This is a genomic window from Saccharothrix coeruleofusca, assembly GCF_017876325.1.
In the GTDB taxonomy this organism is placed as follows: Bacteria; Actinomycetota; Actinomycetes; order Mycobacteriales; family Pseudonocardiaceae; genus Actinosynnema; species Actinosynnema coeruleofuscum.
Genome location: NZ_JAGINV010000001.1, coordinates 7,689,359 through 7,710,034 on the forward strand (window position 1 = coordinate 7,689,359; position 20,676 = coordinate 7,710,034).

The following is a 20,676-nucleotide window of genomic DNA, read 5'->3' on the forward strand; positions in this document are numbered from 1 at the left end:
GAGTCGAACGCTCAGAACCCCCGAATTCAACATTCGCGCACCCCGACCCGCACTGTCGCGCCCTGACCCGCGCTTTCCGCGCCCCAGCCCGCGCTCGCGCGCCCCGCTTCCATGCCTCGGGTAGTAGCCACCGGCCTCCCCAGCCCCGTCGGGTGGTACTTGCCGACGCACCAGGGGGGCGCGCGGAGAGCGCGCAGCGGGGTGCCCGCGAGCGCCGTCCTTGGCGACCTGCCGCGCGGCGAGCGCACCCCTTGCTGGATAACCCAACCCGAACGACGAACTCAGGGGTCCTGAGCGTTCGACTCGCGGGGGTGGGTCAGCCGGTGGGGCGCAGGCGGCGGAACCGGGCGCGGTCGAGCGCGGTGGCGAACCGGTCCACCGCCCCGCGCACCGCCTCGGCCGCGCCGGGGGTCAGGTCGCCGCCGACGACGTCCTGGTCCAGCACGAACTCGCCGCGCAGCACGGTGTCCGCGCCCTTGCCCGCCAGCAGCGGGTTGAGCGCGTAGTCCATCGCCACCAGGAACCCCTGGCTGCCGCCGGTGGCCAGGGGCAGGATCACCCTGCCCCGCAACGCCTTCTTGGGCAGCAGGTCCAGCAGCGCCTTGACCAGCCCGCTGTAGGCCGCCCGGTAGACCGGGCTGGCCACCACGATGCCCTCGGCGCGCAGCACCGCGCCGATCGCGTCGGCGATCTCGGGGTCCTGGAGGTCCTCGGTGAGCAGCGACAGCGTGGGCAGCTGCCGCACGTGCAGGGTCTTCACCCCGTGTCCCGCCTCGGTGAGCAGGTCTTCCACGTGGGAGACGAGGACGCCCGCGCGCGAGGCGGGGGAGGGACTGCCGGAGATCACCAGAACGGTCGACATGGTCGCTGACACCTCACTGGGAGAAGGCTCGGATCACGAGGTAAAAAGCGTCAGCGGCGACAGATCGCGGCGGCGGTTCGGCCGTAGTCCACGTGGCGGCGGCGGGTCAGCCCCGCTGTTCCTGCCATGGCCGGGAGTAGAGCAGTCCTCGACCACCGCGACAAGGGTGCGGGAGCCGGGTTCCAGCACCCGGGACGGGGTCCTCTATCCTGTGCGGGCGGATGAGTCGGCAGGACGGCCGCGTCGGCGGGCCCCCGGTCCGCCGCCGAGGAAAGTCCGGACTCCACAGGGCAGGGTGGTTGCTAACGGCAACCAGGGGTGACCCTCGGGACAGTGCCACAGAGAACAGACCGCCTTGGCGCGAGCCGGGGCAAGGGTGAAACGGTGGTGTAAGAGACCACCAGCGCTCCCGGTGACGGGAGCGGCTAGGCAAACCCCACCCGGAGCAAGGCCAAGAGGGTGCTCAGGCACCTGCGCAGGCGATCGAGGGCGGCCCGTCCGATGCCTGCGGGTAGGCCGCACGAGCCTGTCGGCGACGGCAGGCCCAGATGGATGGCCGTCGAGCGGGGCCGCCGAGAGGCGCCCGCGAACAGAATCCGGCTTACATGCCGACTCCTCCGCCCCCCGGGCCGCCTCCAGAGGGTCGACTCCGACGGGTTACCGCCGAACGGGCGGTTTTCCGGACCGGCTCACGGCACCGGCTCACGGCACCGGCTCACGGCACCGGCTCACGGCACCGGCTCACGGCACCGGCTCACGGCACCGGCTCACGGCACCGGCTCACGGCACCGGCTCACGTCCGCTTGCCCGGCCGTCCCGGCGGCATCCGGTGCACCGGGCGGAACGCCTCGCCCCGGTTGAACTCCCGCTCCAGCTCGGCCACGTAGGCGGCCACCGCGGGGTTGACGATGTCGGCGAGGCTGCGCACCCCGGCCGCCGGTTCGTAGGCCGCCAGGTGGGTCGCGGCGGCGCGGGCCCGCTCCAGCACCTCCTGGTCGAAGTTGACCGTCCGCTGCACCCGACGCCCCGTGGACCGCTCGCTCCCGGTAACCTGATCAGTGGCCGAACCAGGAACCGGCGTGGTGATCTCGTTCACTCCGGCGGCTGGTTCGGGCGTGGCTTCGGGTGGGTGTGCCATGCGGGCGCCTCCTCGGAGTCGTCCCTGTCGGGTTTTGACCCGAACGGACCAACGGTGATCCGGTCGAACGGGGCAGTCGAGCTGGCGGGCGGACAGGGGGCCGGGGTCGTGCACACGGTGCGTGACCAGCGTGTTCGCAGTCAGGTGAACTGTCCCAGCAAACGGGAGAATCCGGTGCTCCCGGTTCTCCACCCGCTCCCCCCACCCCATGATGTCCGTGGTCAGATTAGACGTAATCCAGTGCGAGGGGAACGGGCCTTGACCTACCGAGCGCTCAGCGAGCGATACACCTCGTGACGAAGACGTGTTCTACTCGATAGCGCACCAACCGGGCGTGCCCCCCTCGGCCCGTCCGGCGAAGTCCCGCGTACTCAGGAGTACGAGATGACCGCCATGACCCTGGTAACACTCGCCCAGCAGCAAGGGCCAACCTTCGGCACAGGCGGCGTGCGCCAGTGGATCCTCGACAACCTGGTGCCCCTGCTGCTGCTCACCGTGGCCGTGCTGCTGCTGTGGCTGGGCGGCGGCAAGGGGGACAACGCCGGGGTCATGCGCCGCCTCGGCGGCGTCATCATCGCGCTGGCGATCATCGGGCTGGCCGTGACCACGAACGCGGGCGCCAACATCGGCCAGTGGATCGCCGGCCTGTTCACCGGCGGGTGACCCTTGCGGGTACGCACTGACGACGAGGTCTACCGGGTCGACGCCGTCTGGCTCGGCCCGCCCAAGGCGACTTTCCCGTGGCGTGCCCGCTACGTCGCGTGGGGCGTCGGCATCGCGGTGTTCCTGCTGATCATGACGGTCGAGCGGCAGGTGGGCGTCGGGTTCGGCTTCTTCAGCACGGCCTGGGCGTTCGTCGGCACGATCATCCTGACCAGGTTCATCACCTCCCGGATCAGCCACGAGCGGCCGCTGTCCGCGGTGCTGACCATGTGGGTCCGGGAGCTGACCGCGCCCCGCGAGCGGACCTCCGGCGCCGGGGGCGCGGCCAGCGCCGCGCGAATCCGGGTCAACCAGCAGCGGCCTCGCAAACGTCCAAGGGGTGTGCAGCGCGCTGCCGCGAGCGCCCGATCCCAGCGCAGGCAGCCAGACCGCCGTAAGAAGGAGGTTCGCGGTGTTCGGACGCCGGCGAGACCGTGACCGACGCTCCGCGGCCCAGCACGTCGCCCAGCACGCTGCTGCCGCGGGGCAGGACCGCAAGGTCTACAGCAAGCGCGGCAGGCGCTTGCCGGGCGAGCAGGCCGTGCCCAGCTACACGCCGTCGATCGCCGCGCGCAGCATCGACGGCCACCTGCTGCGCACCGGCCAGGAGGTCTACGCCTGGTACAAGCTGGCGCCGCAGCGCTGGTCGTTCCGGTCGGACTCGCAGCGCCAGGACCTGATCGCGGCCATCGCGGGCCAGTACGCCGAGCTGCAGGGCCGCTGGATGCACCTGCGGGTGACCACGCGCCCGTACCCGATCAGGATGTGGGCCGAGGCGCACGTGCACAACGCGGTGCGGCGGCTCCCGGACACCCCCGGCACGCTCAGCTTCGACGACTACATGGTCGGCGAGCAGCAGCAGCTGATGGGCCGCTCGATGGCGGAGAAGGAGGTCTACCTCGGCGTCCAGGTGCAGACCCGCAACATGATGGACCGCGCGGTCGAGCGCGCGGCCCCGGTGCTGCGCAAGGTCTTCCCGGACGCGGTGGACGCCGAGCTGGTGGCCATCGAGTCCGAGGTCGACCACCTGGACCAGGTGATCGGCTCGGCGGGCCTGGAGGGCCGCCCGGCCACCGCCGAGGAGATGTCCTGGCTGATGCACCGGTCGTGCTCGCTGGGCCTGCCCGCGCCGCGCAACCTGCCCGCCGTGCCCGGCGCCCCCTGGGAGCCGGAGGACCTGGCCAGCTTCACCGACGCGGCGGACTTCCACCAGGAGCCGTACTCGCCGACGGTCACCGTGCGCGGGCGCACCGGCTCCAACGCCGGGATGAAGCGCCACGTGGCGGTGCTCACCGTGGGCCTGATGCACGGCCTGCAGATCCCCGAGGTCGACGACCCGTGGGTGCAGCGCTCGGACCGGCTGCCCGCCGCGGTGGAGTGGTCGGCGCGGATCTACGTGCGCAGGCCGGAGGAGGTCGCGGGCGAGCTGCAGCGGCAGATGAACAAGGTCCGCTCGCAGGTCCGGCACTACACCGACGAGCACGAGCTGGAGCCGCCGCAGTCGCTGGCCCGGCAGGCGAGCCGGGTGCTGGAGATCGACGACGAGATGACCTCCGGCTTCACCTCGCTGGGCACCCGCGTGCGCAGCTGGTGGCGGCTGGCGGTGTCCGGGCCGACCGAGCGCGAGGCGCTGCGGCTGGCGCAGGCGCTACTGGACCTCTACAAGCCCAAGGTGGCCATCGAGCACCCGGAGGCGCAGTACGCGCTGGCGCGGGAGTTCATCCCCGGCGAGCCGCTGTCGTCCTCGGCCTACCTGCGCCGCGGTTCGGTGCTGTGGGCGGCCAGCGCGGTGCCCACGGCCACCGCCGAGGTCGGCGACCGGCGCGGCATCCTGCTCGGCGAGACCTGCACCGCGACCCGCCGCCCGGTGGCCTGGGACCCGTGGATGGCGCAGGAGCTGCGCGACGCCTCGGGCCTGACCGCGATGGTCGCCGGTCTGGGCGCGGGCAAGTCGTTCCTGGGCGGCGGCATCGTCTACAAGACGCTGCGGGCGGGCGCGCACTGGACGCTGCTGGACCCCTCCGGCCCGCTGGCGGCGCTGTGCGAGCTGCCCGAGCTGCGCCCGCACGCCCGGCTGATCAACCTGCTCAACGCCCAGCCCGGCATCCTCAACCCCTACCGGGTGGTGGCCGAGCCGCTGCTGGAGCACTTCCTGGACGAGGACGACCCGGAGCGGGCGTGGCGGCGCGAGCGCGCGCTGGCCGCGGCCACCCGGCGCCGCCTGGTGCTGGACGCGCTGACCGGCCTGCTGCCGTACGAGGTGGCCAGGCTGCCGCAGACCCGGATCGTGCTGCTGCGCGCGGTGCGCACGGTCGGCGGCCGTCCCGACGCCCACCCCGGCCAGGTGTTCGAGGCGCTGCGCCGGGACGCCAGCGAGCACCACGAGCACGCGGTGGTGGTCGCGGACTTCCTCGACGAGATGCGCGAGCGCATGTCGCTGCTGATCCCCGAGCAGGACGCCGACCCCTACCGCGAGCAGCGCGACGACCGGCTCACCGTGCTGACCATGGCCGGGTTGAACCTGCCCAAGGACGGGGTGGGCCGCGAGCACTGGACCGACGCGGAAGCGCTCGGCGTGGAGATGCTGAACCTGGCCGCGTGGCTGACCCAGCGCTCCATCTACGAGCGGCCCAAGGACCTGCGCAAGGGCGTCTGGATCGACGAGGCGTTCTTCCTGTCCGAGGTGCCCACCGGCCGGGTGCTGATGAACCGGTTCGCCCGCGACTCCCGCAAGTGGAACGTCCGCGTGCTGCTGTCCTCGCAGATCCCCGCGGACTTCCTCAAGATCCAGGGCTTCGTGGCGCTGCTGGACTCGGTGTTCGTCGGCCGCTTGGACGACGACCAGGCGCAGGCCGACGCGCTGCGGCTGCTGAAGGTGCCGGTGGGGGCGGGCTACGAGCAGGTGGTGGCCAGCCTGGGCCGCCGCCCCGGCGGCGCGCGCAACGCCACCGAGCGCGACCGCGCGCCCCGGCAGTTCATCTTCGCCGACGGCGCGGGCGGCGTGGAGCGCATCCGGATCGACTTCTCCGGTCCGCACCTGGAGCACCTGCGCAACGCGCTGGACACCACGCCGGACGCGCTGCGCGACACCAGGCTGCCCGCCGAGGTGGAGGTCTCCGCGCCGAGGCAGGACCCGTTCGCCCGGACCGAGGACAGCTCGCCCGCCGCCGCCTCGTCGGACGGCTACCCGGACGACTACGACGACGAGCTGGCCGCGGACCTGGAGGTCGGGCTGGTCGACGAGCTGGTCGACTCCGCGCACGGCGAGGGAGGAAACCGCCGCACCGGCCGGGAAGGACGGGCATGACGCTGCTGTCGCTGGTGGCGCTGGTCGCCGTCGCGCTCTACGCGCGGCGGCGTTTCAAGCGCGGTCCCCGCCCCCGCGCGCGCGCCGTGCTGCTGGTGGCCGCCGTCCTCGGCTTGCAGGTGGTCATCGGCGCCCCGGCGGCGCAGGCGGCGGCCTGCGGCGAGGCCCCGAACCCGGAGCGCCCCGGCTCGGGCATGGTCGGCGCGCTGGACCCGCCGATCGGCAACGGCCTGAAGGACACCCCGTACCTTACCTACGGGTACGCGGGCATGGTGTGGCACGTCTACCAGGAGAGCTGCCTGCAGCTGCCGGACACCGCCGCGGTGATCGACACCTGGATGGGCAACGAGCTGTTCAACATCGGCAAGAACATCGTGGGCGCGACCAACGCGCTGCACTACACGGTGATGGGCCGGGGCCTGCTGGTGCCGCTGGACGACGCGGTGAAGAGCGGCGTGCAGAAGGTCTACGACAACGTCTACCTGCGCTGGTTCGGCCTGGTGGCGCTGATCCTGGCGGTGCTGATGTTCCGCCAGATCTGGCAGGGCGACCTGGCCTCGATCAGCAAGCGGGGGCTGTGGGCGCTGGCCGCGATGTGGCTGGCGACCTCGACGCTGGCGCTGCCGCAGTTCTACAACCTGCTCGACAGCACGCTGGTGACCAAGACCTCGGAGATCCAGGCCGGGTTCATCGAGGCCCCGGAGGAGCAGGGCACGCTGCACGTGCTGCCGTCCCGGCTGCACGACGCGGTGGTCTACCAGAGCTGGCTGCGCGGCGAGTTCGGCTCGCCGGAAGCGCCGCAGGCCAAGGAGTTCGGCCCCCGGCTGCTGGGCACGCAGGCGTGGACGACGCAGGAGCTGGCCGAGCACAAGGACGGCGACCAGGCCGCCTTGGAGGCCAAGAGGAACGAGTACAAGGCCATCGGCAGCCAGCTGGGGCCGGTGAAGGGCTACTTCACCGGGGCCGACGGCGGGCGCACCGGCGCGGGTTTCCTGTCGCTGCTGCAGGCGGTGGCGTTCTCGCTGTTCCAGCTGTTCGCCAAGGCCGCGGTGCTGCTGGCGCAGCTGCTGCTGCGCATCCTCACCCTGGCCGGGCCGCTGATCGGCCTGGTCGCGCTGATCCACCACGACCTGCTGCGCAAGGTGGGCCGGGCGGCGGCGGCGACGGTGTTCAACGTGCTGGTGCTGGCCGTGCTGGCGGGCACGCACGCGCTGATGCTGCAGGCGATCTTCAACGCCGGCGGGCTGTCGCTGCTGACCAGGACGCTGCTGGCGCTGATGCTCACGCTGGTCTGCTTCGTGATCGGCAAGCCGATGCGGCGGATGTGGCAGATGGTGGAGATGTCGGTCGGCTCGGCCAGCAACGCGCTGCCGATGAGCGGCGGCCTGCTCTCCCGCCTGCGCAAGCGCAAGCCCGGCCCGTCGCCGCAGGACGAGTTCTGGGAGACGGTGCGCGACAGCGACCCGGACGAGGTCGAGGTGCCGCAGCGGGACCGGCGGCGGGTGCGGCCGGAGGCGGCCAACCCGGTGGTGGCCACCGCGCAGCGGCTGGACCGGCGGCCCGCCTCGGGCGAGCTGCCCGCCGCGTCGGGCGGCGCGGGTGTGGCGGCGCTGCCCGCGGGCGGCTACGGCGGCCCGACGCAGGCGCTGCCCGTCGCGGGCGGGTCCAGGCTGGTGGACGCCCCGCCGGTGGCCGACCGCGGCTGGGACCGGGTCGACGACGCGGTGCTGGTGCCCTCGCGGGTGACCGGCGCCTTCGCCAGGGCCGCGGACAGCCCGGTGGTGCCGGGACCGCGGCGGGCTGAGACGGAAGTGGTGGCCGGGCGGCAGGTGCACGTGATCTACCGGCCGTCGCGCGGGCTGGAAGTCAGGGACAGCTGATGCCGATCAGGACCAACCGGGGCCGGGCCGCGGTCTACCGCAGGCTGTGGGGCTGGCCGCTGCGCTCACCCAACCACCTCGTCGCCACCATCGTGGGCTTCGCCGCGCTGGTGGCCACGCTCAGCGTGGTGCTGCCCAACACCGTGGGCTCGAAGTCCGCGACACCACCGGCGGGCGGCTCGACCCCGGCCGCGCCCCCGCCGTCGGGCAACCAGATCGGCGTGCTGCCCTCGGTCACCTCCAGCCCGCTGCCCACCAAGGCGCCCAGCCCCACGACCCCGCCGCCCTCCTCCGCCGTCCAGCTGCCCGGCGACGTGCAGCTGACCGCGGAGAACTGGGTGGACGCCTGGGTCGACCACCCGCCGGGCACCAGCAACGAGCAGTGGCTCAAGGGGCTGGAGCCGTGGACGTCGAAGGAGCTGCTGCCCACCTTGCAGTCGGTCGACCCGGCCAACGTGCCGAACGAGATCAAGGGCCCCATCACCCGGACGGGGGCGACCACCGATTCGGCTGATTTCGAAGCGGCGCTGGAGACCGGCAAGCTCGTGCTGACCGTGGTGAAGCTGCCCGAGGGCTGGCGCGTGCACAAGTACAGCAGGGTGGGCTGAGGATGCTGAAGGTCGGTTTGGTGGTCACCGCGGTGGTGGCCGTGGTCGCGGTCGCCGTCACCAACGGCGTGTCCACGGTGATCAGCGGCACCACGCCCACCGAGGGCGGGGGCGCGTTCGGCATCCGCAACGTCGGCTGCAACGCGGCCATCGGCCCGTGGGAGGGCGGTGGCGCGGAGAAGGGCAGGCACGACGCGAGCAGGCTGAACGAGGAGCAGCGCGGCACCGTCGCCAAGATCATCTCCATCGGGCAGGAGCGCAAGCTGCCGCCGCTGGCCTGGCAGATCGCCATCCAGGCGGGCATGACCGAGTCCGGGCTGCGCAGCCTGGACTACGGCGACCGCGACTCGCTGGGCATCTTCCAGATGCGGCCGTCGATGGGCTGGGGCACGCCCGAGCAGGTCATGGACCCGATCTACGCCATCAACAAGTTCTACGACGTGCTGGAGGCCGTGCCGAACTGGCAGGAGCGCAGGCCAGGCGACTCGGCGCAGGCCGTGGAGCGCTCGGCGTTCCCGGACCGGTACCACAACTGGGAGGCCATGGCGGCCTTCCTGATCGGCGAGCTGGGCGACGTGGTCGACCCGGCGGGCTGCGGCCAGGCGGCGGGGCAGTTCCTGCTGGCGTCCTCGGTGGCGGCCGGGGCGATCGAGTTCACCAAGCAGCAGCTCGGCGAGCCGTACCAGTGGGGTGGCAACGGGCCCGACCAGTGGGACTGCTCGGGCATCCTGGTCAAGGCGTTCGCCAGCGTGGGCGTGAAGATCCCGCGCGTGGCCAACGACCAGTACATGTCCGGCGGGGCGCACCTGCCGGTGCGCGAGGCCAAGGCGGGCGACCTGATCTTCTGGGCCACCAACCCGGCCAACCCGGTGAGCGTGCACCACGTGGCCATGTACCTGGGCAACGACGAGTACATCCACGCCCCCCAGACCGGTGACGTGGTGAAGATCAGCAAGATCAACTGGGACTACCACGAGCTGATGCCGCTGGCCGTCCGGCCGGGCGTGTAAGTCGTGCGAGGGAGGCACTGATGTTCACCCCCGACCCCATCCAGCGCCCCGCGGGACCGCCCGCCTCCACCACGCCGACCAGGGACTACCTCAGCTCCCAGCCACCGGGGGTGGACCAGCACTACGCGGTGCTGCCCCGGTCGCTGGTGGAGGCCATGCCGCTGCCGTGGCAGCAGCAGATGGCGCACCTGCTGGCCGAGTTCCACCGGTCCTACGCGCACCTGAGGTGGCCGGTGTACCGGGTGGTGCCCTCCCGCCGGGAGCGGCTGGTGGACCTGGACGAGGACCAGTTGGCCGAGGTCGGCGCGATCGCGGAGATCGACTCGGACGGCGAGCTGGTCTACCGCGACCGCTACGGCAAGCGCATCGAGGACCCGGAGAACCGCGTGGTGCTGGTGTCCTGCCTGGACCCGATCCCGGCCGAGTTCGCCAACGCCACCCAGAACACCCCGCCGCGCGGCTTCCCGCCGCAGGGGCACCCCCAGCCCGGCCCGCACCCAGGCTCCCACCCCGGTCCCCACCCAGGCCCGTACCAGGGCCCGCCCTCGGGCCCGCTGCCCGTGCCGCCCCAGGCCCCGCCCCAGGTCCCGGTCCAGGCCCCGCGCAAGAAGTGGAAGTGGTGACCGGCGTCTGCAAGTACTACCCGACCCCCGTCGGGTAGTACTTGCAGACGCTCCTGGCATGACAGCGGACACGCGGCGTGCCAACCTTGACGGCATGGTCGACCCGGACGCCTGGTACTACTGCCTGACCCACCGCGAGCCCGAGCACGGCCTCGGCTGCCGGGCGATGGACCGGATGGGCCCCTACCCCGACCGGGCCACCGCCGCGCGGGCGCTGGAGATCGCCCGCGAGCGCACGAAGGCCGCCGACGAGGCCGACGAGGAGTGGAACGCGCGTTAAGGTGCACGCGTGGCCTCCGTGGTGATCCGCACCGGCCGCGCCGACCTGGACTTCACCGGCATCCGGCGCGAGTTCGCGCTGCCCGAGGAGTTCCCGGCCGACGCGCTGGCCGAAGCGCGGCGCGCGGTCTCCGCCGGGTTCGACGGCGCGGACCGCGAGGACGCGACCGACCTCCCGCTGGTGACCATCGACCCGCCCGGCGCCAAGGACCTCGACCAGGCGCTGCTGGTCCAGCGCGCCGGACGCGGTTTCCGGGTGCACTACGCCATCGCCGACCTGGGCGCGTTCGTGCCGCCGGACGGCGCGCTGGACGCCGAGGTGCGCAGGCGCGGCCAGACGCTGTACCTGCCCGACGGCAACGTGCCGCTGCACCCGACCGAGCTGTCCGAGGGCGCGGCGAGCCTGCTGCCGGGGCAGATCCGGCCCGCGGTGCTGTGGACCTTCGAGTGCGACGCGGACGGCGAGCCGGTCGACGTGCGGGTGCGGCGGGCGGTGGTCCGCTCCACCGCGCAGTTCGAGTACGAGGGCGTGCAGGCGGCGTTCGACGGGGGCGCCGCGCACCCGTCGGTGGCGGCGCTGCCGGAGTTCGGCGCGCTGCGCCGCGAGCGCGCGGTCGACCGGGGCGCGGTCGAGCTGCAGCTGCCCGAGCAGGAGATCGTGCCCAACGGCGACGGCGACTGGAAGCTGGCCGTGCGCCCCAGGGCCGCGGTGGACTCCTGGAACGCCGAGATCTCGCTGCTGACCGGCATGTCCGCGGCGAAGATCATGCTGGAGGCGCGGGTCGGCGTGCTGCGCACGCTGCCGGACGCGGACGGGGAGGCGGTGTCCGCGCTGCGCCGCTCCGCGCACGCGCTGGGCGTGCCCTGGCCCGCCGAGGTGACGCCGTCGCGGCTGCTGGCCGGGCTGGACCCGAGCAGGCCCGAGTCGCTGGCGCTGTTCGTCGACGCCACCAAGCTGCTGCGCGGCGCGGGCTACACCGCGTTCGACGGCGAGATCCCGGCGGTCACCACGCACGCAGGCGTCGCCGCCCCCTACACCCACGTCACCGCGCCGCTGCGGCGGCTGGTGGACCGGTTCGCCGCCGAGGTGTGCCTGGCGGTGACGGCGGGCCGCGAGGTGCCGGACTGGCTGCGCGCCGCGCTGCCGCGGCTGCCGGGGCTGATGGGCGGGTCGGACGCGCTGGCGGCCAAGGTGGAGCGGGCGTGCCTGGACCAGGTGGAGGCGTGGGTGCTGGCCGACCGGGTGGGCCACCGGTTCGAGGCGGTGGTGCTGCGCGCCGACGCGAACGGCGCGGACGTGTTCACCCCGCAGCCACCGGTGATGGGCCGCTGCACCGGCGAGAACCTGCCCGAGGGCGAGCGGATCGCGGTTCGCCTGGTGGAGGCCGACCCCGAGCGCCGGAAGGTCGTCTTCGAGCGCGTGTGATGTGATGGCCCGGTGACGGAGATCGGGGAACTCACCATCGGCGTCCTGGGCGGAACCGGGGCGCAGGGCAGGGGCCTGGCGCTGCGCTGGGCGAAGGCCGGGCTGACCGTGGTCATCGGCTCGCGCGGGGCCGAGCGCGCGGAGGCCGCCGCCGCGGAGGTCCGCGACGCGGCGGGCGTGGACCACGTCAGCGGCGCGGACAACGCCGCCTGCGCCGAGCGGGCCGACGTGGTGCTGGTGGCGGTGCCCTGGGAGGGCCACGCCGAGCTGCTGCGGTCGCTACGGGAGCCGCTGGCGGGCAAGGTCGTGATCGACTGCGTCAACCCGCTGGGCTTCGACAAGCAGGGGCCGTTCGCGCTGCCGGTGGAGGAGGGCAGCGCCGCCCAGCAGGCCGCCGCGCTGCTGCCGGACTCGCGCGTGGTCGCGGCGTTCCACCACGTCTCCGCGGTCAAGCTGGCCGACCTGTCGGTCACCGAGCTGGACTCCGATGTGCTGGTGCTGGGCGACGACCGCGAGGCCACCGACCTGGTGCGGGCGCTGGCCGACACCGTGCCCGGCTTCCGCGGCGTCTACGGCGGCAGGCTGCGCAACGCCCACCAGGTGGAGGCGTTCACCGCCAACCTGATCGCCATCAACCGCCGCTACAAGGCCCACGCGGGCCTGCGGATCACCGACCTGCCCTGACCCCGTGATCCCCGTCGACGACCTGGGCGAGCCGGTCCCGCTGCCCGGCCCGCCGCGCCGCGTGGTCAGCCTGGTGCCCTCGCTCACCGAGGCCGTGCTCACCGACGCCGTCGACCCGGCGGTGCTGGTCGGCGCGACCGACTACTGCACCCACCCGCCGGAGCTGGACGTGGCGCGGGTGGGCGGGTCGAAGTACCCCGACGTGGACCGGGTGCTGGCGCTGGCTCCGGACCTGGTGCTGGCCAACAGCGAGGAGAACCGGCCAGAGGACGTGCAGCGGCTGCGCGCCAACGGGATCGCGGTGTGGGTGACGGTCGCGCCCGCGACCGTCCTGGCCGCGCTGGGGTCGCTGCGCCGCCTGCTGGCCACCGCCTGGGACGTGGAGCCGGGGTGGCTGGTCGAGGCGGAAACCCTGTGGCGGCAGCGCGAACCGGTGCGGGCCACGGCGGTGGTGCCGGTGTGGCGCAGGCCGTGGGTGGTGGTCGGCCGGGACACCTTCGCCGGTGACGTGCTGCTGCGGCTGGGGGTGGCCAACGCCTACGCCGACCACCCCGAGCGCTACCCGCGCCCGCCGCTGGCCGAGCTGCGGTCCTGCGGGGCGGACCTGGTGGTGCTGCCCGACGAGCCGTACCGGTTCACGCCCGAGGACGGCCCGGAGTCGTTCCCCGGCATGACACCGGTGCACGTCTCCGGGCGCCACCTCACCTGGTACGGCCCGTCACTGGTGGCGGCCAGGGCCGCGCTGCTCAGCGAAATCGATCGGTCGCTGCGATGAGCGCTTCGAGGATGCCGGGCTCGTCGTAGGCGTGGCCCGCGCCGGGCACCATGACCAGCTCCGAGCCGGGCCACGCCTGGTGCAGCTCCCACGCGGTCACCGGGGGCGTGGCCACGTCGTAGCGCCCCTGCACGATCACGCCGGGGATGCCCGCGAGCTTGCCCGCGTCGCGGATCAGCTGCCCCTCCTCGAACCAGCCCTTGTGGACGAAGTAGTGGTTCTCGATCCGGGCGAACGCCAGGGCGTACTGGGGTTCGGCGAAGTGGGCGACGAGATCGGGCCGCTCCAGCAGCGTGACCGTCGAGCCCTCCCACACGCTCCACGCCACCGCGGCCGGTTCGTGCACGGCCGGGTCGGGGTCGTTGAGCAGCCGCGAGTACGTGCCGATCACGTCCCCGTCGGGCGCGTGCGCGACGACCTTCTCCCACAGCTCGGGGAACAGGAACCCGGCGCCGCCGCCGTAGTACCAGTCGAGTTCCTTCTTGCGCAGCGTGAAGACGCCGCGCAGCACCAGCTCGGTGACCCGCTCGGGGTGGGTCTCGGCGTAGGCCAGCGCGAGCGTGCTGCCCCACGACCCGCCGAACACCTGCCACCGCTGGATGCCCAGGTGCTCGCGCAGCAGCTCCAGGTCGGCGACCAGGTGCCAGGTGGTGTTCGCGGACAGGTCCGCGCCGGGCTCGCTGGCCAGCGGGGTGCTCCGGCCGCACCCGCGCTGGTCCAGCAGCACGATCCGGTAGGCGGCGGGGTCGAACAGCCTGCGGTGGCCGGGCGTGCTGCCGCCGCCGGGTCCTCCGTGGAGGAACACCACCGGCTTGCCCTCCGGGTTGCCGCTGACCTCCCAGTACACGCGGTGCCCGTCGCCGACGTCGAGCAGGCCCTGCTCGTGGGGTTCGATCTCGGGGTACATGCCCCCTACTCTGCCCGACCCCGCCCCGACCGCGATCAGTGGAAGGCGTGCTCCGGACCGGGGAACTGGTGGCCCCGGACCTCGGCGGCGAACTGCTGGACCGCGGAGGTCATCACCCCGGCCAGGTCGGCGTACCGCTTGACGAACCGGGGTGCCCGGCCGCGCCGCAGCCCGAGCATGTCCTGCCAGACCAGCACCTGCGCGTCGGTGTCCGGCCCGGCCCCGATGCCCACCGTCGGGATGCGCAGCTCGTGGGTGATCTGCTTGGCCACCTCGGAGGTGACCATCTCCAGCACGACGGCGAACGCCCCGGCCGCCTCGACGGCGAGCGCGTCGGCGACCACGGCTTCGAACTTGTCGTTGCGGCCCTGCACCCGGTAGCCGCCGAGCTGGTGCTCGCTCTGCGGGGTGAACCCGATGTGGGCCATGACCGGGATGCCCGCGTTGACGATGGCCTCGATGTGCGGCGCGAAGTGGCGTCCGCCTTCGAGCTTGACCGCGTGGGCGCGGCCCTCCTTCATGAACCGCACGGCGGTCGCCACGGCCTGCTCGACCGACACCTGGTAGGAGCCGAAGGGCAGGTCGGCCACGACCAGCGCCCGCTTCACCGAGCGGGTCACGCCGCGGACCAGGGGGATCAGCTCGTCGACGGTCACCGGCAGGGACGTGTCGTACCCGTAGACGTTGTTCGACGCGGAGTCGCCGACGAGCAGGACGGGGATGCCCGCCTCGTCGAACAGCTCGGCGGTGTACATGTCGTAGGCGGTGAGCATGGGCCACGGCTCGCCGCGCTCCTTGAGCTCCTGCAGGTGGTGGATGCGGACCCGCTTGGCGGGGGCCTGGTTGCCCGCCCCGCTGCCGTAGGGCGCCGCCACCTCAGCCGCTGAGGTCATCGCCGACCGTCCTCCCTCGAAGCCCGCGCCGTCGCGGGTCTCCGGGTCTCGTTGCACGGTTACCCGACCAGCGTGACACCGGCGGGCCGCGATGTGCACCCGGTGCGAGTAGCCTCACACGCCGTGGCTTGCCGCATCACGGAACTCGTCCTGGACTGCACCGATCCCGAAGCGCTCGCCGGTTTCTGGTGCGAAGTGCTGGGCTGGCGGGTGCTCGGCCGCGACGACGACGGCTCGGTGGAGATAGGTCTGCCCGACCAGCACCCGACGCTGCTGTTCCAGCCCGTCGACGAGCCGAAGGTGCGGAAGCTGCGGCTGCACGTCGACGTCAGCCCCACCGACCGCGACCAGGCCGCCGAGCTGGAGCGCCTGGAGGCGCTGGGCGCCCGCCGGGTCGACATCGGCCAGGGCGAGGTGAGCTGGCACGTGCTGGCCGACCCGGAGGGCAACGAGTTCTGCCTGCTCAGCCGCCGCGTGGCGGGCTGAGCTCAGCCGGTCGGACCTGGCCGGTCGGACCTGGCCGGTCGGACCTGGCCGGTCGGACCTGGCCGGTCGGACCTGGCCGGTCGGACCTGGCCGGTCGGACCTGGCCGGTCGGACCTGGCCGGTCGGACCTGGCCGGTCGGACCTGGCCGGTCGGACCTGGCCGGTCGGACCTGGCCGGTCGGACCTGGCCGGTCAGAACTGGCTGGTCGGCTGGATGACGACCTGCGGCAGGTTGACGTTGCGCGGCAGGCTGGTGATGTACCCGATGGCATCGGCCACCTCCTCGGCGGACAGCGGCTGGACCCCGGCGAACACCGCGGGCAGCTGCGCCACGAGTTCCGGGTTGTCGATGTGCTGGGACAGCTCGGTGTCGACCACACCGGGCTCGACGTTGGTCACCCGCACGCCCAGCGGCCCCAGTTCGGTGCGCAGGTTGGCGGACAGGTGGGTCACGGCGGCCTTCGTGGCGGAGTAGACGGCGAAGGTCGGGAGGGTCAGGTGGGCGCCGATGGAGGAGACGTTCACCAGGTCGGCCGGGCCTTCCTGGGCGGCTTCGACGAGGTCGGGCCGGAAGGTGTCGGTCACCCGCAGCAGGCCCGCGAGGTTCGTGTCCAGCATCCGCGCCCACTCGTCGGTGCGGCTGTCGGTGAAGGGGTTGACGAGCATGACGCCCGCCGCGTTCACCACCATGTCCACCCGCCCGAAGGCGTCGCGGATCGGCGCGGTGTCGAAGTCGCGGGTCACGTCGGCGGCGAAGGGGAGCGCCTGCCCGCCCTCGGCGGTGATCCCGGCGGCCAGCTCGGCGAGCCGGTCGGCGCGGCGGGCCAGCAGGACCACCTTCGCGCCGGAGCGGGCCAGCGCGACGGCGGTGGCCGCGCCGATGCCGCTGGCGGCTCCGGTGACGACGGCGGTGCGGTTGCTGAGGTCGTGAGTGGTCATGGCCCAACCTTGGGGCGGGTGGCGCGGAGGTCCGTTGGCTCCGCTTTTCCCTAGGTCCGGCAGGGCTAGGTTCGGCGCTCGCGACCGGGCCATACTGGCTGCGTGAGCCACGAACTGGGGGAATTCCTGCGCTCCCGCCGAGCTCGCATCAGCCCGGAGGACGTGGGCCTGCCCGGCGGCGGCAGGCGGCGCGTGCCGGGGCTGCGGCGGGAGGAGCTGGCCCTGCTGGCGGGCGTGAGCGTCGACTACTACATGCGCTTGGAGCAGGGGCGCACGCCCGCCGTGTCGGACGCGGTCCTCGACGCCGTGGCGCGCGTGCTGCGCCTGGACGGGACCGAGCGGCTGCACCTGCGCAACCTGGTCCGCCCCGCGCCCCGCAAGCGCCCGGCCCCGCAGCGCCTGCGGCCGGGGATGCGGCGGATGCTGGAGATGATGGGCGACATGCCCGTGTTCGTCATGGGGCGCCGCACGGACGTGCTGGCGTGGAACAGGTTGGCGGGCGCCCTCTACAGCTTCGAGGAGTTGCCCCGGTCCATGCACAACGCGGTCTGCTACACGTTCCTGAACCCCGCGGCGCGCACCTTCTACCGCGACTGGCACCGGATCGCCGCGGAGACCGTCGCGTTCCTGCGGTTGGACGCCGGGCGGCACCCCGAGGACGAGCGCCTGACCGCGCTGGTGGAGGAGCTGTCGGTGAAGGACGAGGTGTTCCGGAAGCTGTGGGCGCAGCACTCGGTGCTGGAGAAGACCCACGGGGTCAAGCGGATGCGGCACCCGGTCGTCGGGGACCTGGACCTGAACTACGAGACGCTGGTGCTCGCGGACGACCCGGACATCACGATCAACACCTACGCCGCCCCGGTGGGCTCGCCGAGCGAGGAGCGCCTGCGCCTGCTGGCGAGCTGGGCCGCCTCCATCCCCGCACCTGCAAGTACTACCCGAGGGCTCCCACCGAGCGCATAACTACTACCCGCCCGGGGTGACGCCGTGGGCGGGTAGTAGTTACCGGCCCCCAGGACCACGCCGGGTAGTACTTGCCGGCGCGTCATCCTGGGGGCGTAGGCGTCCGGTGTACGCGGATGATCATCTCGGAGGATGCCGCGCGGGCGCGGCGGTCGACCAGAATGAGCCGGTGGAACGACTGCGGCACTGGGCCGGGCTGCTGCTGGGCCCACCGGGGCCGATACCGCGACCGACCTGGCGCGGCTACGCCTTCGACGCGGCGCTGGCGCTGATCGTGTGCGTCGGCACGGTCGACTACGCCCTCGACCGCGCCGACGACCTCGTTCCCTCGGTCGTCGGCGGCCTGCCGGTCATGGCCACGCCCACTCAGGAAGTGGTGGCGTTCGGCGTCTTCCTGGCCGTCGCCGCATCGGTGCCACTGGCGCTGCGTCGCCGCTACCCGCTGGCGGTGCTGTGGGTCGTGCTGGCCGCGACCCTGCTGACGCCCCCGGAGGGGGCCAGGCTCACCTTCTACGCCTGCGTCATCGCCGCCTACAGCGCCGCCGCCTACAGCCCACACCGGGGATGGGCGCTGGCCAGCGTGGTGGGCGCGGTCGCCGCGGTCGGCCTGGCCGGGAACACGACGCTGCCGACCGTGCCGACCAAGTACGTGACGATGCTGGTCCTGGTGCCGATCGTGGTAGCCGCCAACGGCCTGCGCACGTGGAAGCTGCGCACGGACGAGAGCCTGCGGCAGCTCACGGCGCTGGAGCGCGAGCAGGCCGAGGCGGTGCGCCGCGCGGCCGAGCGCGAGCGCGCCCGCATCGCCCGCGAGCTGCACGACGTGGTGACGCACAACGTCAGCGTGATGGTCATCCAGGCCGGGGCCGCCCGCAAGGTCATGGACACCGCCCCCGAGCAGGCCCGCGAGGCGCTGCTGGCGGTCGAGGCGGGCGGCCGGGCGGCGATGGCCGAGTTGCGGCACGTCATGGGCCTGCTCGCGCCGGACACCGCCGCGGAGCTGGCCCCGCAGCCGGACCTGGACCAGCTCGACGCCCTGGTCGGCCGGGTGCGCGACACCGGGGTGCCGGTCGAGCTGACCGTGCGCGGCAGGCGGCGCCCGGTGCCCTCCGGGGTCGGGCTGGCCGCCTACCGGGTGGTGCAGGAGGCGCTGACCAACGCGGTGAAGCACGCGGCAGGCGCGAGCACCGAGGTGACCGTCGACTACGGCGCGGACCGGCTGCGCGTGGAGGTCACCGACACCGGTGGCGAGCCGGACGGGTCCACCTCCGGCAACGGGCTCGGTCTGCTCGGCCTGCGCGAGCGCCTGGCCGTCTACGGTGGGACCCTGCGCGCCGGGCCGCGCCCCGCCGGGGGTTACCGCGTCACGGCGCTGATCCCCCTGGAGGCCCCGTGACCGGCCCGCGCGTGGTGGTCGCCGACGACCAGGCGCTGGTGCGCACCGGCTTCCGGATGATCCTCGCCGCCGACGGCATCGACGTGGTCGCCGAGGCCGCGACCGGTGCCGAGGCCGTCGAGGCGGTCCGCCGCACCCGGCCGGACGTGGTGCTGATGGACGTGCGGATGCCCGAGCTGGACGGCCTCGAGGCGACCCGGCGCGTGCTGACCGGGGCGGCGGACGACCCGAAGGTGATCATCCTGACCACGTTCGACCTCGACCACTACGTCTACGCCGCGCTGACCGCCGGGGCCAGCGGCTTCCTGCTCAAGGACGTCAGCCCCGAGCAGCTGGTCGCGGCGGTCCGGCTGGTCCGCTCCGGCGACGCCCTGCTGGCCCCCACCATCACCCGCAGGCTGGTCGAGCGGTTCGCCCGGCGGAACGAGGACGCGCCCCCGGTGCACCGGGACCTGTCCTCGCTGACCCCGCGCGAGCTGGAGGTGCTGCGCCTGCTGGCGCGCGGGCTGAGCAACCTCGAACTGGCCAAGCGGTTGCACCTGTCCGAGGCGACCGTGAAGACCCACGTGGCCCGCGTCCTGGCCAAGCTCGGCCTGCGCGACCGCGTCCAGGCCGTCGTCGTCGCCTACGAGACCGGCCTGGTCACCCCGCGAGTCGAACCTCCGGACACCGTGAACTGAGCGTTCAGGCACGGTGAACTGAGCGTTGGAGGATTTAAAAGCGCGCTCGCCGCGCGGCAGGTCGCCAAGGACGGCGGGTCGCCCCCCTGGTGCGTGGGCAAGTACTACCCGACGGGGTTGGCAGGGCCGGTAACTACTACCCGAGGCACGGAAGCGCGGAGCGGAGCGCGCGGAAGCGCGGGTCGGGGTGCGAAAGTGCGGGTCGGGGTGCGCGAATGTTGAGTTCAGGGTGTCTGAGCGTTCGAGCGTTATTCAGAGGGGTTGCCAGCCGAGGCGGTAGTACTCCAGGGTGGCGACGATGCGGATGATGTCGGGTAGTTCGGCCAGACGTGCCCGGTAGCCGGTGGCGAGGATCTTCCAGTTCTTCAAGTGGGATATGGCCTGTTCGACGGCCCAGCGGATCTGTTTGATGCCGGTGTTCCACACCTCGTCTTCGGGGGTGTGGGTCTTGTGTCCGGGGCGTTTGCGGCGGGGTCGGATGGCCGGGGTGCCCTGGTAGCCCAGGTCGCCGATGGTCGGGGTGTCGGCCGGCAGGGTGTCGTAGCCGGCTTCGGTGAAAGCCAGTCGGTCGTGGGTGCGTCCCGCCACCGGGGCGGCCACGTCGAGCAGGACGCCGTCGAGGGTGGCCAGTACCTGCACGCCCAGACCGGCCTTGTGGCGCTTGCCGTTGTAGTTCTGCTTGTGCCCGGCCCGGTTGCCGGTCGGGATCAACGTGCCGTCCACCAGCACCACCCGCCCGGTCAGCGCTGCGGGCAGGGGTGGAGTGTGCAGGCACAGCGCCTGCTCGATCAGGGGTGTGATGCGCCGGAAGACGCGGGAGACGGTGGGCTGGCTGACCCCGAACCAGTCCGCGGCCACGGTCTGGGACAGGTTCTGACGCAGCAGCACCAGGGTCAACTGCACCTGCCGGTACAGGCCCAGCAACGGCGGCCGCCCCACCGGCGGTTGGCGGGAGTGGACGAGCTGGTGGACACGGGCGACCAACTCCCGGATCTGATCATGGTCGAGCCCGGTCGTAGACTGGTAGCGCAACAGCCCTGCCTCGTGGTGGATCGTTTCTGTGGAAGGAAACCGACCCTACCCGGACAGGGCTGTTGCGCTACCAGCCCAGCTCAGAA

Annotated in this window: 21 protein-coding genes and 1 other RNA gene; 16 read left to right on the top strand and 6 right to left on the bottom strand. The window is 72.9% G+C overall.

Going from position 1 to position 20,676, the window contains the following annotated elements; genetic code table 11:
- Positions 1–316: 316 nt before the first annotated feature.
- Positions 317–862: an NADPH-dependent FMN reductase gene (gene ssuE, locus JOF41_RS35870; RefSeq protein WP_189224560.1), complete on the bottom strand. Its 546-nt coding sequence runs from the start codon at positions 860–862 to the stop codon at positions 317–319.
- A 222-nt stretch (positions 863–1,084) separates the two neighbouring features.
- On the opposite strand from ssuE, the gene rnpB reads away from it, so the two are divergent.
- Positions 1,085–1,482: RNase P RNA component class A (gene rnpB / locus JOF41_RS35875), an RNA gene on the top strand.
- Positions 1,483–1,655: 173 nt separating this feature from the next.
- Here rnpB and JOF41_RS35880 read toward each other — a convergent pair.
- Positions 1,656–1,880 (bottom strand): ParB family protein, encoded by a 225-nt coding sequence (locus JOF41_RS35880; RefSeq protein ID WP_229795875.1) that lies wholly within the window; start codon positions 1,878–1,880, stop codon positions 1,656–1,658.
- Positions 1,881–2,384: 504 nt separating this feature from the next.
- On the opposite strand from JOF41_RS35880, the gene JOF41_RS35885 reads away from it, so the two are divergent.
- From JOF41_RS35885 to JOF41_RS35935, 11 genes are all read left to right on the top strand, one after another.
- Positions 2,385–2,663, top strand: coding sequence for a hypothetical protein (locus tag JOF41_RS35885; protein WP_189224562.1), 279 nt, complete (start codon positions 2,385–2,387; stop codon positions 2,661–2,663).
- 3 nt (positions 2,664–2,666) lie between these two features.
- On the top strand, positions 2,667–3,140 hold the full coding sequence (locus tag JOF41_RS35890; RefSeq protein ID WP_189224563.1) for a hypothetical protein: 474 nt from the start codon (positions 2,667–2,669) through the stop codon (positions 3,138–3,140).
- Positions 3,115–6,009 (top strand): ATP-binding protein, encoded by a 2,895-nt coding sequence (locus JOF41_RS35895; RefSeq protein WP_189224564.1) that lies wholly within the window; start codon positions 3,115–3,117, stop codon positions 6,007–6,009. Before JOF41_RS35890 ends, JOF41_RS35895 begins: the two co-directional genes overlap by 26 nt.
- On the top strand, positions 6,006–7,889 hold the full coding sequence (locus tag JOF41_RS35900; RefSeq protein ID WP_189224565.1) for a hypothetical protein: 1,884 nt from the start codon (positions 6,006–6,008) through the stop codon (positions 7,887–7,889). The genes JOF41_RS35895 and JOF41_RS35900 overlap by 4 nt, the downstream gene beginning before the upstream one ends.
- Positions 7,889–8,497 carry a hypothetical protein gene (locus JOF41_RS35905; protein WP_189224566.1) on the top strand — a complete coding sequence of 203 codons (609 nt, stop codon included), beginning with the start codon at positions 7,889–7,891 and terminating at the stop codon, positions 8,495–8,497. Before JOF41_RS35900 ends, JOF41_RS35905 begins: the two co-directional genes overlap by 1 nt.
- 2 nt (positions 8,498–8,499) lie before the next feature.
- Entirely contained in the window at positions 8,500–9,507 is a 1,008-nt protein-coding gene (locus JOF41_RS35910) for a C40 family peptidase (RefSeq protein ID WP_189224567.1), read from the top strand.
- 20 nt (positions 9,508–9,527) lie between these two features.
- Entirely contained in the window at positions 9,528–10,130 is a 603-nt protein-coding gene (locus JOF41_RS35915; protein ID WP_307867691.1) for a hypothetical protein, read from the top strand.
- A 94-nt stretch (positions 10,131–10,224) separates the two neighbouring features.
- Positions 10,225–10,410, top strand: coding sequence for a hypothetical protein (locus tag JOF41_RS35920; protein WP_189224604.1), 186 nt, complete (start codon positions 10,225–10,227; stop codon positions 10,408–10,410).
- A gap of 21 nt (positions 10,411–10,431) precedes the next feature.
- Positions 10,432–11,835: an RNB domain-containing ribonuclease gene (locus tag JOF41_RS35925; RefSeq protein ID WP_189224605.1), complete on the top strand. Its 1,404-nt coding sequence runs from the start codon at positions 10,432–10,434 to the stop codon at positions 11,833–11,835.
- Between the two features lie 12 nt (positions 11,836–11,847).
- Positions 11,848–12,519, top strand: a complete 672-nt coding sequence (gene npdG / locus JOF41_RS35930; RefSeq protein ID WP_189224568.1) for an NADPH-dependent F420 reductase — start codon at positions 11,848–11,850, stop codon at positions 12,517–12,519.
- A 4-nt stretch (positions 12,520–12,523) separates the two neighbouring features.
- Positions 12,524–13,294, top strand: a complete 771-nt coding sequence (locus tag JOF41_RS35935; protein ID WP_209623953.1) for a helical backbone metal receptor — start codon at positions 12,524–12,526, stop codon at positions 13,292–13,294.
- Here JOF41_RS35935 and pip read toward each other — a convergent pair.
- Positions 13,266–14,201 carry a prolyl aminopeptidase gene (pip, locus tag JOF41_RS35940; RefSeq protein ID WP_209623954.1) on the bottom strand — a complete coding sequence of 312 codons (936 nt, stop codon included), beginning with the start codon at positions 14,199–14,201 and terminating at the stop codon, positions 13,266–13,268. The two genes, JOF41_RS35935 and pip, sit on opposite strands and share 29 nt — an antisense overlap.
- 35 nt (positions 14,202–14,236) lie before the next feature.
- Entirely contained in the window at positions 14,237–15,094 is an 858-nt protein-coding gene (panB, locus tag JOF41_RS35945; protein WP_189224571.1) for a 3-methyl-2-oxobutanoate hydroxymethyltransferase, read from the bottom strand.
- 123 nt (positions 15,095–15,217) lie between these two features.
- Between panB and JOF41_RS35950 the strand changes: the two genes are divergently transcribed.
- Positions 15,218–15,580 carry a VOC family protein gene (locus JOF41_RS35950; RefSeq protein WP_189224572.1) on the top strand — a complete coding sequence of 121 codons (363 nt, stop codon included), beginning with the start codon at positions 15,218–15,220 and terminating at the stop codon, positions 15,578–15,580.
- 192 nt (positions 15,581–15,772) lie between these two features.
- Here JOF41_RS35950 and JOF41_RS35955 read toward each other — a convergent pair whose 3' ends face one another.
- The gene (locus JOF41_RS35955; RefSeq protein ID WP_189224573.1) at positions 15,773–16,519 is read right to left on the bottom strand and encodes an SDR family oxidoreductase; all 747 of its coding nucleotides are present in this window, start codon (positions 16,517–16,519) and stop codon (positions 15,773–15,775) included.
- Positions 16,520–16,621: 102 nt separating this feature from the next.
- Here JOF41_RS35955 and JOF41_RS35960 point away from each other — a divergent pair, with 102 nt between their 5' ends.
- From JOF41_RS35960 to JOF41_RS35970, 3 genes are all read left to right on the top strand, one after another.
- Positions 16,622–17,482, top strand: coding sequence for a helix-turn-helix transcriptional regulator (locus JOF41_RS35960; protein ID WP_189224574.1), 861 nt, complete (start codon positions 16,622–16,624; stop codon positions 17,480–17,482).
- A gap of 169 nt (positions 17,483–17,651) precedes the next feature.
- Positions 17,652–18,878 (top strand): sensor histidine kinase, encoded by a 1,227-nt coding sequence (locus JOF41_RS35965; protein WP_209623955.1) that lies wholly within the window; start codon positions 17,652–17,654, stop codon positions 18,876–18,878.
- Positions 18,875–19,558: a response regulator gene (locus tag JOF41_RS35970; protein ID WP_189224575.1), complete on the top strand. Its 684-nt coding sequence runs from the start codon at positions 18,875–18,877 to the stop codon at positions 19,556–19,558. The genes JOF41_RS35965 and JOF41_RS35970 overlap by 4 nt, the downstream gene beginning before the upstream one ends.
- Positions 19,559–19,810: 252 nt before the next feature.
- On the opposite strand, the gene JOF41_RS35975 is transcribed toward JOF41_RS35970, so the two are convergent.
- Entirely contained in the window at positions 19,811–20,590 is a 780-nt protein-coding gene (locus JOF41_RS35975; protein WP_209621087.1) for a transposase family protein, read from the bottom strand.
- Between the last annotated feature and the right edge of the window lie 86 nt (positions 20,591–20,676).